General features: G+C 57.1%; 14 protein-coding genes. 6 read left to right on the plus strand and 8 right to left on the minus strand.

The window, feature by feature from the left end; genetic code table 11:
• Position 1 precedes the first annotated feature (1 nt).
• Positions 2-421: a Fur family transcriptional regulator gene (locus WG622_RS02070; protein WP_303965064.1), complete on the minus strand. Its 420-nt coding sequence runs from the start codon at positions 419-421 to the stop codon at positions 2-4.
• 289 nt (positions 422-710) lie between these two features.
• On the opposite strand from WG622_RS02070, the gene WG622_RS02075 reads away from it, so the two are divergent.
• Entirely contained in the window at positions 711-2,294 is a 1,584-nt protein-coding gene (locus WG622_RS02075) for a DEAD/DEAH box helicase (RefSeq protein WP_438838799.1), read from the plus strand.
• Here WG622_RS02075 and WG622_RS02080 read toward each other — a convergent pair.
• The 5 genes from WG622_RS02080 to mazG all read right to left on the minus strand — a co-directional run bounded on the left by WG622_RS02080 (position 2,291) and on the right by mazG (position 7,652).
• Positions 2,291-3,133: a PhzF family phenazine biosynthesis protein gene (locus WG622_RS02080; RefSeq protein WP_339402071.1), complete on the minus strand. Its 843-nt coding sequence runs from the start codon at positions 3,131-3,133 to the stop codon at positions 2,291-2,293. The genes WG622_RS02075 and WG622_RS02080 overlap by 4 nt on opposite strands.
• Positions 3,134-3,207: 74 nt before the next feature.
• Positions 3,208-4,614, minus strand: coding sequence for a protein adenylyltransferase SelO (locus tag WG622_RS02085; protein ID WP_339402680.1), 1,407 nt, complete (start codon positions 4,612-4,614; stop codon positions 3,208-3,210).
• A gap of 37 nt (positions 4,615-4,651) precedes the next feature.
• The gene (locus WG622_RS02090) at positions 4,652-5,596 is read right to left on the minus strand and encodes a nucleoside hydrolase (protein ID WP_339402072.1); all 945 of its coding nucleotides are present in this window, start codon (positions 5,594-5,596) and stop codon (positions 4,652-4,654) included.
• A gap of 138 nt (positions 5,597-5,734) precedes the next feature.
• Positions 5,735-6,745, minus strand: coding sequence for a Fe(3+) ABC transporter substrate-binding protein (locus WG622_RS02095; RefSeq protein WP_339402073.1), 1,011 nt, complete (start codon positions 6,743-6,745; stop codon positions 5,735-5,737).
• Between the two features lie 85 nt (positions 6,746-6,830).
• Positions 6,831-7,652, minus strand: a complete 822-nt coding sequence (gene mazG, locus WG622_RS02100; RefSeq protein WP_339402074.1) for a nucleoside triphosphate pyrophosphohydrolase — start codon at positions 7,650-7,652, stop codon at positions 6,831-6,833.
• A gap of 62 nt (positions 7,653-7,714) precedes the next feature.
• Between mazG and WG622_RS02105 the strand changes: the two genes are divergently transcribed.
• Together WG622_RS02105 and WG622_RS02110 are read left to right on the plus strand one after the other, a co-directional pair.
• Complete coding sequence (locus tag WG622_RS02105) at positions 7,715-8,878, plus strand: M20 aminoacylase family protein (protein ID WP_339402075.1); 1,164 nt, start codon at positions 7,715-7,717, stop codon at positions 8,876-8,878.
• A 77-nt stretch (positions 8,879-8,955) separates the two neighbouring features.
• Complete coding sequence (locus WG622_RS02110; RefSeq protein ID WP_339402076.1) at positions 8,956-9,360, plus strand: DUF1499 domain-containing protein; 405 nt, start codon at positions 8,956-8,958, stop codon at positions 9,358-9,360.
• Here WG622_RS02110 and WG622_RS19280 read toward each other — a convergent pair.
• Positions 9,298-9,612, minus strand: a complete 315-nt coding sequence (locus tag WG622_RS19280; RefSeq protein WP_438838803.1) for a hypothetical protein — start codon at positions 9,610-9,612, stop codon at positions 9,298-9,300. The two genes, WG622_RS02110 and WG622_RS19280, sit on opposite strands and share 63 nt — an antisense overlap.
• Before the next feature lie 61 nt (positions 9,613-9,673).
• Here WG622_RS19280 and prfA point away from each other — a divergent pair, with 61 nt between their 5' ends.
• The 3 genes from prfA (at position 9,674) to WG622_RS02125 (ending at position 12,326) form a co-directional block, all read left to right on the plus strand.
• Entirely contained in the window at positions 9,674-10,729 is a 1,056-nt protein-coding gene (prfA, locus tag WG622_RS02115) for a peptide chain release factor 1 (protein WP_209356270.1), read from the plus strand.
• The gene (prmC, locus tag WG622_RS02120; RefSeq protein ID WP_339402077.1) at positions 10,726-11,559 is read left to right on the plus strand and encodes a peptide chain release factor N(5)-glutamine methyltransferase; all 834 of its coding nucleotides are present in this window, start codon (positions 10,726-10,728) and stop codon (positions 11,557-11,559) included. The genes prfA and prmC overlap by 4 nt, the downstream gene beginning before the upstream one ends.
• Positions 11,560-11,774: 215 nt before the next feature.
• Positions 11,775-12,326: a DUF4167 domain-containing protein gene (locus WG622_RS02125; protein ID WP_339402078.1), complete on the plus strand. Its 552-nt coding sequence runs from the start codon at positions 11,775-11,777 to the stop codon at positions 12,324-12,326.
• Positions 12,327-12,350: 24 nt separating this feature from the next.
• Here WG622_RS02125 and rsmA read toward each other — a convergent pair whose 3' ends face one another.
• Positions 12,351-13,193 (minus strand): 16S rRNA (adenine(1518)-N(6)/adenine(1519)-N(6))-dimethyltransferase RsmA, encoded by an 843-nt coding sequence (gene rsmA / locus WG622_RS02130; RefSeq protein ID WP_339402079.1) that lies wholly within the window; start codon positions 13,191-13,193, stop codon positions 12,351-12,353.
• Between the last annotated feature and the right edge of the window lie 15 nt (positions 13,194-13,208).

The following is a 13,208-nucleotide window of genomic DNA, read 5'->3' on the forward strand; positions in this document are numbered from 1 at the left end:
CCTAGGCTCCGTGTGTCTTGATCGGAACACCATAGAGTTCGAGCTTATGCCCCTTAAGGCGATAGCCGAGTTTCTCGGCGATCTTTTCCTGCAACTGCTCGATCTCGGGGTCCATAAACTCGATGACTTCGCCAGAGTTTATGTCGATCAGGTGATCATGGTGATCGCGTTCCGCATCCTCATAGCGCGCGCGTCCGTCTCCGAATTCCAGCTTGTCCAGAATGCCCGCTTCTTCAAAGAGCTTCACCGTTCGATAGACCGTCGCCAAAGAAATCCCCGCATCGCGCGCAGAGGCACGCGCATAGAGTTCCTCGACATCCGGATGATCCGCGCTTTCTTCTAAGACGCCTGCAATCACACGACGTTGTTCGGTCATACGCAGGCCTTTGGCTTCGCAGCGGGCTAGAATCGTGTCGCTCATAGGGGCTCCGGGGTCTTTCTGATCTTTTCAATACAGGGGCAAAAGGCGGCTGGCTACAGCATTTGCTGAGTTATCCCCGACTAATGCGCCTTGACGCACGCGCCAAAAAGGCGCAAAGCCGCTTCCTCTGATGTCTGTTGCGTGAGCTAGCAGGGCCTTGTCCCGACATCAGATGTTCTGTTCCCAAAATCACGCGTGGGGCAATCCGGATCAGACAGGCGCGTATACGGCGTGGCTTGTGGCTGGGACGGAGCACTCACATAGGCGTCCCTTGGGACGAACAAAGACAATGGCACATTTTGATGAGCTTGGCTTGCCCAAGCGCTTGGTCGACCGTTTGGCTGAGAAAGGTCTGACCGAACCAACCCCAATCCAGAACCGCGCAATCCCGCATGCTTTGAACGGGCAGGATGTGATGGGGCTGGCGCAAACCGGTACCGGTAAGACGCTGGCCTTTGGCCTGCCGCTGATTGCGAAACTGTCGGATTACGGCACCAAGCCTGCGCCCAAAACCCTGCGGGCTTTGGTTCTGGCCCCGACGCGCGAATTGGCCAACCAGATCGCAGCGTCCTTGAAAGAGATGGTTGATGGCACGCCCTTCAAGGTTGGCCTCGTCGTTGGCGGCGTCGCCATCAACCCTCAGATCAAACGGGTCGAGCGCGGCACCGATGTTATCATCGCAACCCCGGGCCGACTGATCGACCTGATGGAACGCAACGCGCTGGATTTTGAAGACACCGATTTCCTTGTTTTGGACGAAGCGGATCAGATGCTTGATCTGGGCTTTATCCACGCGCTGCGCCGCATTGCTGACGTGCTGCCGTCCGAGCGTCAGACCATGCTGTTCTCGGCCACCATGCCCAAACAGATGAACGAGATCGCGCAGACCTATCTGAAGAACCCCATCCGCATTCAGGTTTCACCTCCGGGCAAGGCGGCTGACAAGATCGACCAGAGCATTCACTTCATTGCTAAGGCCGAAAAGACCAACCTTCTGAAAGAACTTCTGGCCGATCACATGGGCGAGGCCTCAATTGTGTTCTCGCGCACGAAACATGGGGCTGAGCGCCTGAAGAAGTCTCTCGAAGCCTCTGGCTTCACAGCAACTTCGGTGCATGGCAACAAAAGCCAAGGTCAACGGGAACGCGCGATCAAAGAGTTCCGCGAAGGTCACGCGATGGTGCTTGTCGCCACCGATGTGGCCGCTCGGGGATTGGATATTCCGCATGTGCGTCACGTCTATAATTACGACCTGCCCAATGTGCCTGACAACTACGTCCACCGCATCGGCCGCACCGCGCGTGCAGGTATGGACGGCAAGGCCGTCGCCTTCTGCGCGCCGGACGAGATCGATCAGTTGAAAGACATCCAAAAGACCATGAAGTTCACGATCCCCGTGGCCTCCGGTCGTCCCTGGATGGGGCTCGAAGAGCAAGGCGGTAAGAGCAAGTCCAAAGGCGGACCGCGTCGTGGCAAGCCGGGTGGACGTGGTCGCGGCCAGGGTCGGTCTGCGCCTGTTAGCGATTTTGGGCCAGATCTGGACGTGGCGGTGTTTGACAAACCTGCCGGCGGCAAGCCGCGGCGTGGCAAAGGGCAGGGCGGGAAGCCGAACCGTTCAGGCGACAGCAAGCCGCAAGGGCGTTTTTCGGACGACGCTCGGGTGGAGACTTCTGACAAGCCTAAAAGCAAACGGGTTTGGAAAAGTGACGGAAAGCCTTCGGGCAAACCCAAAGGGCATTCCGGTGGCGGACGTGACGATAAGCCTCGCGGCAGCAAACCTCAGGGTAAACCCGGCGGTAAGTTCCGTGGCAAGCCTTCTGGCAAACGCAGCGGGCAGGGCGGGTCCGAGCCTCCGCGCCGTCGCTCGCGTTAATAGACCAAACGCCCCTGCATCACACGTTTTGCGGCACCGGAAATGGTGACCGCGCCGCCCGTGGTGCTCAGTTGGATCACGCTAAGGCGCCCCATATCCTCGCCCTGTCGGATCGTCAGCGCCTGATCCTCGCCTGTGAGATCTGCGAGCAAGGCCCCTAGGGCTGCACAAGCGGATCCGGTCGCGGGGTCTTCTGGGATATTGTCCAGCGGCGCGAACATGCGGGCGTGGATTGTGTCGCCCTCGGTAACATAGACGAATTGCGCAAAATCCAGCGAACCGGGATAAGTCGCGGCCCCTTGACGGAAGGCTGCGACATTGGAGACGATATTGGCCAGCGCCTCGCGGGTTTTGAGTTCCGTTATTGTGAACGGCAGGCCGACAGAGGCCATGATCGGCGCGTGCGTGGTGGTTTCAATGTCCGCTTCCGAAAGGCCCAGAGCGTCAGACACATGCGCAAGCGAGGGCTCTGCGAGTTTTTCCAAAGGCACTTCGGTGGTGAACCGGGCCTGCCCGTTCACTGCGTGACACTTGATCGGCCCAACCCCGAGCTCGAGCACCATGTCTGGCGGAGTACCTTGATCTGAAAGCGCGACTGCTGTTCCGATTGTGGGATGGCCCGCGAATGGAATTTCCATGGTTGGCGTGAAAATTCTGACCCGCGCGGTATGGGCAGGGTTTTCTGGCGGGAAGACAAAGGTCGATTCCGAGAAGTTAAACTCCCGCGCGATCCGCTGCAGGTCTTCTTCGGGCAGTGCCGTTGCATCCGGGAAGACAGCAAGTTGGTTGCCCCCGAAGGCTTCGGAGGAGAAGACATCATAGACGTAAAATTCGGCCATAGCGCTCACATGATAACTGGTTCAAGTTCCAGTCTTTTTGCCAAAGGCGCAGGCGTCAAGGTTTGATCCGCAAGTTAAGTACCACAGAAGGTTGCAGTCACACGCTCTTCGTCTTTGGGCGGATGGGTGAGATCGGGAAAAACTGTGGGCGTGTCATAGGGCGACGTGAGCGCGTCTTGCAGAGTGTGAAACAGCGCATAGTCCCCTTGAACAGCAGAGGTGATCATGGCCTCAATCCTGTGATTGCGCGGGATGACCGACGGGTTGACAGACCGCATGAGGTCCAGCGGGTTATCCTCTGTCTCTAAACGTTTTTCCCATGTTTCTGACCAATCATCAAAAGCCTCACGATCCACGAATTGATCTCTCGCATTGCCCTCGGAAAGGCCACGGAACGTGTTGGTGAAATCAGCCTCTTGTTTGCCCATCAGGCCCATAAGGTCCGTGACCAGTTTCTCATCCTCAGGACGCGGGTTCGCGATCCCGATCTTCTTGGCAAACGCCTCACGCCACAGGCGTTGGATCATCGCAGGCATGGCGTGAACGGCGGCCGTGAATTCGGCCACGGCCTGATCTCGGTCCTCAACCAAAGGCACTAAAGCCGTCGCGAGCTGCGCCATGTTCCAGACGATGATGTCAGGCTGGTTGCCATAGGCATAGCGCCCACGTCGGTCGATCGAAGAGAACACCTGCATCGGGTGAAAGGCATCCATGAAAGCGCAAGGGCCATAGTCGATGGTTTCTCCGGAAATCGCACAGTTGTCGGTGTTCATGACACCATGAATGAAGCCGACCGAAAGCCACTTCACCACCAAAGTCGCCTGCGCCGAAATCACCGCGTTCAAGAACTCCAACGGAGACCCCGCGTCCGGGTAATGGCGACCCACCGCATGTTCAAACAGCGCGTGCAGGCCCTCTTGGTCGCCGCGCGCCGCCAGCACCTGAAACGTGCCGACGCGAATGTGGCTTGAGGCCACGCGGGTAATGACCGCGCCGGGCAGGGCGGTTTCGCGATAGATATCCTCTCCGGTTTCCACCGCTGCCAAGGCGCGCGTGGTCGGAATGCCAAGGGCGTGCATGGCTTCGGACACGACGTATTCGCGCAGGACTGGGCCCAGCCAGGCCCGTCCGTCTCCGTTTCGAGAGTAAGGCGTGGGGCCTGCGCCCTTGAGTTGGATGTCGCGCCCTTTGGCCTCGCCTAGCAAGATGGCGCGTCCGTCCCCAAGTTGCGGGTTCCATTGGCCGAATTGATGACCTGCATAGAGCTGCGCGAGGGGTTGGGCGCCCGTTGGTACGTCATTGCCTGCGAAAATGCGGGCCAGATCCTCTTCGTTGCCCTCATCGGTGATCCCAAGCTCCGCCGCGAGCGCCGCATTATAGGCGATCAGCTTGGGCTCGCTGACGGGTGTTGGTTCAAGATGCGTGAACAGCTGTGCAGGCAGGCGTGCGTAGCTGTTGTCAAAGGGGATCGAGATGCTCATGCGGTCTATATAGAGGCCCTGACCAGCAGCGACCAGATCAGAGGCGGCCAATCCGTTCAGTCAGCAGGGCAAAAAATCCATCCGCATCCACATCGCCCATAAAGGTTGCGTTGGGCATACGATCTGAGACGCCCCACCAATCGGCAACGGTCATGCCGAGGGTCAGGTCTGAGGTGGTTTCGATTTCGACGTTGATGTGGCGGCCTTGGAATAGTTCGGGTTTCAGCAGATAGGCGATCACACAAGGATCATGCAGCGGAGCCCCCGCGGAGCCGTATTTCTCGACATCGAATCGTTCGAAGAAATCCACCATTTCGGCCATTGCGGTGCCTGCGGTGGTACCAAGATCGCGCAAGGCTTGAATGCGAGGCCCTGTCGTCAGTACTTTGTGGGTCACATCCAACGGCATGACGATGATCGGCAGGCCGGAGCGGAACACGATTTGCGCGGCCTCTGGATCTACGTAGATATTGAATTCGGCAGCCGGAGTGATGTTGCCAACCTCAAAATACGCCCCACCCATCAGAACGATTTCCTGAACACGATCAATGATATCCGGTGCGATCTTAAACGCTTTTCCGATGTTTGTGAGCGGTCCGAGCGTGCACAGAGTCACCGTTCCGGCTGGCTCCGACCGCAGGGTTTCAACGATGAAATCCACGCCGTGTTGCTCTTGCAGAGGCATCGTGGGTTCATGTAGGTCTGGGCCATCCAGACCGGTCTTACCGTGCACATGTTCCGCCGTCACCAAAGGGCGCGACAAGGGGGCATCACAGCCTGCAAAAACCTTTGTGCCCGGTTTGCCCGCCCATTCACAAACGATCCGAGCATTCTTGGAGGTCAGCGCGAGGGGCACATTGCCAGCGACAGTCGTGATGCCGAGAAGGTCGATCTCTTCAGGGCTTCCGAGCGCGAGGAATATCGCAGCCGCGTCGTCCTGTCCGGGGTCTGTGTCGATGATGATTTTGCGGGGCTGGGTCATGGGCTTTGTTTGTGTTCGCGAGCTTGAAAAGACCATCATTTGAATTTTGACCGCTAAGTAAAGAAATACTTACGCGGCAGCGATACAAAAACGAAAAAGGGCGCCGAAGCGCCCCTTTGAAACTTTGTGACGATGGCCTTAGCCGTCGAAATCAACGCTTTCGATCAGTTTGATCGCATCTGCGCGGTTGCCCGCCAATGTCATCAGGTTCACCGTATCCGCGTCAAAGCTGCCCCAACCCTGGACCAGAGGATCCGCAGATGTGCCTGCTGCGATGGGATATTCAAAGTTTGCGGTCGCATAGATTTCCTGCGCCTTAGGAGAGGTCAGGAATTCCATCAGTTTCAGCGCGTTTTCTGGGTTCGGTGACGCTTTGGTCATTGCAACGCCAGAGATATTCACGTGGGTGCCCGCGTCTTCAAAGGTCGGGAAGACGATATTGACGCTGTCGGCCCATGCTTTTTGCTCGTCATCGCTCAGCATTTTGCCCATGTAGTATGTGTTGCCGATGGAAATGTCGCATTCACCGGCCCAGATTGCTTTCACCTGCGCGCGGTCATTGCCCTGTGGTTTACGCGCGAGGTTGGATTTCACGCCTTCCAGCCAGGTCTTGGTGGCTTCTTCGCCATGGTGATGCAGAACTGCGGAAACCAGCGCGACGTTATAGGCATGTGTGCCGGAACGGGAGCAGATGCGGCCTTCCCATTTCGGGTCCGCGAGGTCTTCGTAGGTGGTGACTTCACCGTCCGCGACACGGTCTTTGGAGGCATAGACGATCCGCGCGCGGGTGGTCAGGCCGTACCAGTGATCGTCTGGGTCGCGGTAGGAGGCTGGCACGTTTGCATCCAGAACGTCGCTTTCAACTGGCTGGGTTAGGCCCGCGTTTACAACGGCGGCCAGGCGGGAAATATCGACGGTCAGGACAACATCTGCCGGAGAGCGGTCGCCCTCGGCCTGAAGACGCTCCACCATGCCTTTTGCAAGAAATGCAACGTTGACTTTGATGCCAGTTTCTTCGGTAAAGGCATCGGTCAGCGGTTTGATCAGTTCTGGCTGACGGTAAGAGTAAATGTTTACTTCGTCAGCAAGGGCAGGGAGAGCAGTTGCCGCGGCTGCTGCAGCAAAAACTGTGGATTTGAAGATAGTCATGGCTGTGCCATCCTTTGTTATCGGTATGGCCGTTATTAATCCTAGTTTTTTAGTAGGGTCAATGCCTGAATCTTTTTATCGGGCATTATTTCCGATTTTTTTCATCGGATTTTACTTCATCCCACAAAGCATCCATTTCTTCGAGGGTGGATTGTGACGGTATTTTGCCTCGATCTGCCAGTTTTTCTTCGACTTTTTCAAAGCGGCGGGTGAATTTCGCATTGGTCGCCCGCAATGCGCTTTCCGGGTCCAGACCAAGGTGGCGGCCCAAATTAACCATGACAAACAGAAGGTCTCCGAATTCTTCGGCGATTTCCGTTTCCGTCAGCGTATCGCGCGCTTCTTCAAGCTCTTTGGCTTCTTCGACAATCTTGTCGATCACATGAGACGTGTCCGGCCAGTCAAACCCAACACGCGCCGCACGTTTTTGCAGTTTCAAAGCTCGCAACAGGGCAGGCAGGCCAATCGCAACCCCATCCAACGTGCCTTTTTGCGCCTTTCCAGCGCGCTCAGCGGCTTTGATGGTTTCCCAGTCGCGTGTTTGCTGATCCGCGGATTTATCGCGGCTTTCGTCACCAAAGACATGCGGGTGACGCGCGACCATTTTGTCCGACATCGTGTCGGCCACATCGTTGAAATCAAACAGACCTTTTTCGGACGCCATTTGCGCATGAAAAACGGATTGAAACAGCAAGTCGCCCAGCTCGCCCTTGAGCTCATCCCAAGCCTCCCGATCAATCGCATCGGCGACCTCATAGGCTTCTTCTATGGTGTAGGGTGCAATGGTGGAGAAATCCTGCTCGATATCCCAGGGACAACCGGTATCAGGATCGCGCAGCCGACGCATGATCTCCAAAAGCCGTGGCATGCCGCCCTTGGGATTATGGATCAGCGCATCATCAGCCATTGCAGGTTTCTCCGGTTCGGTGTTTGCTACGCGCAAGCTATCCAGCGCGAGGGAGAATAGCCATGCCTGTCGTCAATCGAATTGCAGATTATGCCGAGGATATGAAAACCTGGCGGCGCTATTTGCATCAGCACCCAGAGCTGCAGTTTGACTGTCATAAGACGGCGGCATTTGTAGTGGACCGCTTGAAGGAATTCGGTGTGGACGAAATCCACGAGGGCATTGCGACCTCGGGCGTTGTGGCGATCATCAACGGGCAGGGAGACGGTCCGACGATTGGTCTGCGCGCGGATATGGATGCCTTGCCGATGCAGGAAACCACGGGGCTCGAGCACGCCTCGACCGTGAAAGGTGCGATGCATGCCTGTGGGCATGACGGCCATACGACGATGCTTTTGGGGGCGGCGCGCTATTTGGCGGAAACGCGCAAGTTCAATGGCCGTGTTGCGCTGATCTTTCAGCCGGCTGAGGAAGGCGGCGGCGGGGCCGGTGTCATGGTCGATGAAGGGATCATGGACACCTTTGGCATCGGCGAAGTTTTTGGCATCCACAATGTGCCTGGGCTGGATGTGGGCCATTTCTATTCCAAACCCGGTCCGATCATGGCGGCGGTTGATACCTTTCATATCAATATTCAGGGGCGTGGAGGTCATGGCGCCTATCCTCAGGAAACCGCCGATCCGATTGTGGCTGCGGTAGGGATCGTGAATGCAATCCAGACCATCATCAGCCGCAACCACGATACGCGTGACGAGGCTGTGTGCTCAGTAACCATGATCAACTCGGGCTCGGCGGACAATGTCATCCCCGATACGGCCTATGTCGGCGGCACGATCCGGACCTTTGTTCCTGAGGTGCAAGACCTAATCCACAGCCGCATCCGAGAGATCGCGGCGGGGCAGGCAGCGTCCTATAGTGTCGACGCGAAGGTCGAGATCGAAGTCGGCTATCCGGCGACCGTCAATAACGCAGAAAAGGTGGATTTCGCCGCCGAAGTCGCCCGCGAAGTTTCCGGTGAAGCGGCTGTTGACCCAAACACAGGCATGGAAATGGGCGCGGAGGATTTCTCTTACATGCTCAATGCTCGCCCCGGTGCGTATTTCTTCCTAGGCCAAGGCGAGGGCGCAGGACTGCACAACCCGAATTACGACTTCAACGACGAGGTTTCTCCGGTCGGCGCCTCCTTCTTCGCGCGATTGGTCGAGAAATCGCAGCCGTTGACGTAATGGTCACGTCTTCTGCTCTTTAAATGGTCCCGAGCAGGCCTATCTGGGGTCAAATGAATGCGAAAAGGAAAAAGACGATGACCATCGTGTATCTTATTCTGGCGATTGTTGTCGCTTTTGCGGCCTATGTTCGGGTCGCGCCGACGAATGTCGAGAAATTCCACAGGCTGACCGAGTTCACCGCAGATGCAGACGAGGAAAGCGGTGTGAAACGCGTGATTTCTGGTGATGCGGCAACGATGGCAAAGCTGGATCAGATCGCACAGGCCACTCCGCGCACGAAGGTGCTCGCTGGCTCGGCATCAGAGGGTTTTGTCACCTATGTCACGCGGTCAGCAGGTTTTGGATTTCCTGACTACGCGACGGTCAAACTCGATGGCGGCACCATCAAGATCCATAGTCGGCTGCGGTTTGGTCGCTCAGACCTCGGGGTAAACGGCAAGCGGATCAAAGCCTGGATTGACGCTTTGGGGGCCATGTAACCCCTCTCGAACAGACGAACTCAGACAGCCAGGCGCGATTTCTCGCCACATGGGGTTGTTCAGAGACATCTGACATTGCGCCATAAACATGCGTCCATCGACCTGCATGCAGATAAATTCGCCCAGTTCCACACGGCTGCCGGTGCGATCCGTGCAATAGCAGTCCACCGTACGTCCGCTGGGGCTTGTGACATCCGCAACGGCGGGCAGAGCGCTTGTGACCAAAAGACTGATAACAAAAGAACGTAGCATAAGCCCAATCTAGCATAGTTTCGCCTCTTGACCAAACCCGCGCGATACGCAACGTAGCCCCATGGTACCTTTCGAGCGTTTAGAACAAATCACGCAGCGGTTCGAGTTTCTCGAGGCGCAGATGGCTGACGGAGCCGCCGGCGCAGATATCGCCGCGCTGGCCAAGGAATATTCCGATCTGAAACCTGTGGTCGAACAAATTCAGGCCTATCGTCAGTTGCTTGCGGACCTCGAGGAAGCCGAGGCCATGATGGACGATCCCGACATGCGGGAATTGGCCGAAGAAGAATTGCCTGCGCTGAAGGAGCAACTGCCCGAGGCCGAAAAGGCGCTGCAAATTGCGCTGTTGCCCAAAGATGCGGCTGATGCGCGTCCTGCGATGATCGAAATCCGTCCAGGCACGGGGGGCGACGAAGCCGCGCTTTTCGCCGGAGACCTTCTGCGCATGTATCAGCGCTATTCCGAAGCGCGCGGCTGGAAGTTCGAGATCATCGAGGAAAACGCCACCGAGCTTGGCGGCATAAAAGAAGTCGTCGGCCATATCAAAGGCGAGAACGTCTTCGCGCGGCTGAAATACGAAAGCGGCGTGCATCGCGTGCAACGTGTGCCATCGACCGAAAGCGGCGGGCGCATTCATACCTCTGCGGCCACTGTCGCGGTGCTGCCCGAGGCTGAGGACGTGGACATCCAGATCGACGCCAATGACCTGCGCATCGACACCATGCGCTCATCTGGGGCGGGTGGTCAGCACGTCAACACCACAGACTCTGCCGTACGTATTACGCACCTACCGACCGGTCTTGTCGTTACCAGCTCCGAAAAATCCCAGCACCGCAACCGCGAGATCGCGATGCAGGTTCTGAAAACGCGGCTTTATGATCTGGAGCGTCAGCGGATTGACAGTGAACGCTCGGCCGACCGGAAATCACAGGTGGGCTCGGGTGATCGCTCTGAGCGCATCCGCACCTATAATTTCCCGCAAGGGCGTATGACGGATCATCGCATCAACCTCACGCTCTATAAGCTCGACCAAGTCATGCAGGGCGATATTGACGAGATCGTTGATGCGCTTACGGCCGACGATCAGGCGGCACAGCTCGCCGATATGCAGGGATGATTCTCCGCCAAGTCCTGATGGAAGGCGCGAAAGCGCTGCGAGAGGCGGGAATCGAAGGGCCAGAACGCGACGCGCGCCTTTTGCTGGCCGAAGTCATCGGCATGCCCGCCGCCCGAATGTCGCTGGAACCTGACCTAAAGGTCACCGAGGCCCAGACCAAGGAGTTTCATGGATTTCTCGCCCGTCGCGCGGCGCGTGAGCCGGTGTCAAAGATCCTAGGGCGGCGGAACTTCTGGGGGCGCGATTTCGAAATCACGCCTGATGTTCTGGACCCTCGTCCCGAAACAGAAACTCTGATCGATCTGGCGCTCAAGGGCGCGAAGCCGGACACCATTCTTGATCTGGGATGCGGCAGCGGTATCATTGCTTTGACCCTTCTCTCAGAGCTTCTTGAGGCCAAAGCGCAGGCCAGCGACGTCAGTCAGGCTTGTCTGGACGTAACCCTTCGCAACGCAAAAACGCTTTCTGTGTTAGGTCGCCTCACTACAATAAAGTCAAATTGGTTCAGAGAGATAGAGGGCGAATTTGATCTTATTGTTTCAAACCCACCCTACATCTCTGACGCAGAAATGGCAGAGCTGTCCCTTGATGTCTTAAACCACGACCCCCATCTGGCACTGACTCCCGGTGGCGACGGTCTCGCCCCCTATGAAGTCCTCGCTAAAGGTGCACGTAAGCATCTCTCAGCTAACGGCCGCATTCTCGTTGAAATTGGCTACCGCCAAGGACCTGACGTCGTCCGCATTTTTCAGGACGCAGGCCTCGCGCAAGTCGCCTGCCACAAGGACCTGAACGGCCACGATCGTGTGGTATCTGCACATCAGTCCTGACAAAGCGGTGAAACCAACCGCCCAAATCGAAAAAATTCAACACTTACCCTTGTCAGCCCCGCACTGGAGAGGTAACGGTAATATATCTTAGCGCAGGATGGCGTTTCGCAGGTCCCGCAAGATGAAAACCCCAGAAAACATGGACCGAAGATGCAAAAGGGCATCTCAAGCGTCCGGGTCAAAAAGCAGTCATTCCAGAGTTTGGACAGCAAACAATGAGATCTTCGAAATCCCGTTCGCGGAATAAGAACAACCGCAATCGTCCTTCGGGCAATATCGTCAACCGTGTGTTTGACAGCAACGGCCCAGAAGGCAAGGTACGCGGCACCCCGCAACAGATTATCGACAAATACAACCAACTCGCGCGCGACAGCCAACTGAGCGGCGACCGGGTTGCGACGGAAAACTTCCAACAGCACGCGGAACACTATCTGCGCATGCTGGCCGAAGCACAGCGCGAAATGGAAGCGCGTCGCGAGGAACAGGAACGTCAGAACCGAGACCGTCAGGCCGAACGCGACCGCGAACGTGCGGCGCGTATGGAACGTCAAGAACGCGAGGCACAGGGCGGTCAATCCGACGCGCCTGCCGCAGATCCTGCAGATGCCCCGCAACCGGATGTCATGGAAGTTGCCGAAAGCGGCGAGTCCGGTCTGGTGGAAACACCAGAAGCTGAGGCGCCAGCCGAAAAACCTAAGCGCAAGCCGCGCCGGCGCAAACCTCAGCCAGAGGCCGCGCCCAGCGAAGAGCCCAAAGCAGCTGAATAAAGAAAACCCCGGTTCAGGCCGGGGTTATTTTTTGGCAACCTCACGCGCCAAAGCGCAAAACGCTTCAAGCGAGACATTCTCCGCGCGTTCTGTCGGAGCAATGCCAGCGGCTTGAAGGCGATCCTCAATATCTGGCGTCACGCCTTTCAAGGCCGCCCGAAGCATCTTGCGCCGCTGATTGAACGCCTTGGCGACGACGTGGCTCAAGACCTCAGCATCTGCTTCAAACTTTGGCGTCTCCAGCGCGGTCAAATGTACTACAGCACTGCTCACCTTTGGCGGAGGCGTAAAGGCGCCGGGCGGCAAATGCATCGCGATCTTGGCCTCAGAGCGCCACTGGGCAAGGATTGCCAGACGCCCATAGGCCTTGGAACCAGGCTGCGCCACGATCCGTTCGGCCACTTCTTTCTGAAACATCAAAGTCAAGCTCTGCCAAAATGGCGGCCAGACTTTAGGCGTTAACCAACGCACCAAAAGTTCAGTGCCGACATTATAGGGCAGGTTGGCCGCAACTCGGATCGGAGCAGTAAGATGCTGCAGAGGAACCACCTCCAAAGCATCCCCATTGATCACCTGCAAACGCTCGGGATAGGCCGCCGCGATCTCTTCTAAGGCTGGCAAACAGCGCGCATCCTTTTCAATCGCCAGAACCTTACGCGCACCTTCTGCCAGCAGCCCGCGTGTCAGACCACCGGGGCCAGGGCCGATCTCGAGCACATCACAGTCAGACAAATCGCCCGCTTGCCGCGCAATCTTGGCCGTCAGGTTCAGATCGAGCAGAAAGTTTTGCCCCAAAGACTTCTTGGCAGACAATCCATATGTGCCAATCACTTCACGCAAAGGGGGAAGTTGATCAATTCCGGCCATATTTCATCTTGCCCC

Source organism: Cognatishimia coralii, assembly GCF_037478305.1.
GTDB classification, from domain to species: domain Bacteria; phylum Pseudomonadota; class Alphaproteobacteria; order Rhodobacterales; family Rhodobacteraceae; genus Cognatishimia; species Cognatishimia coralii.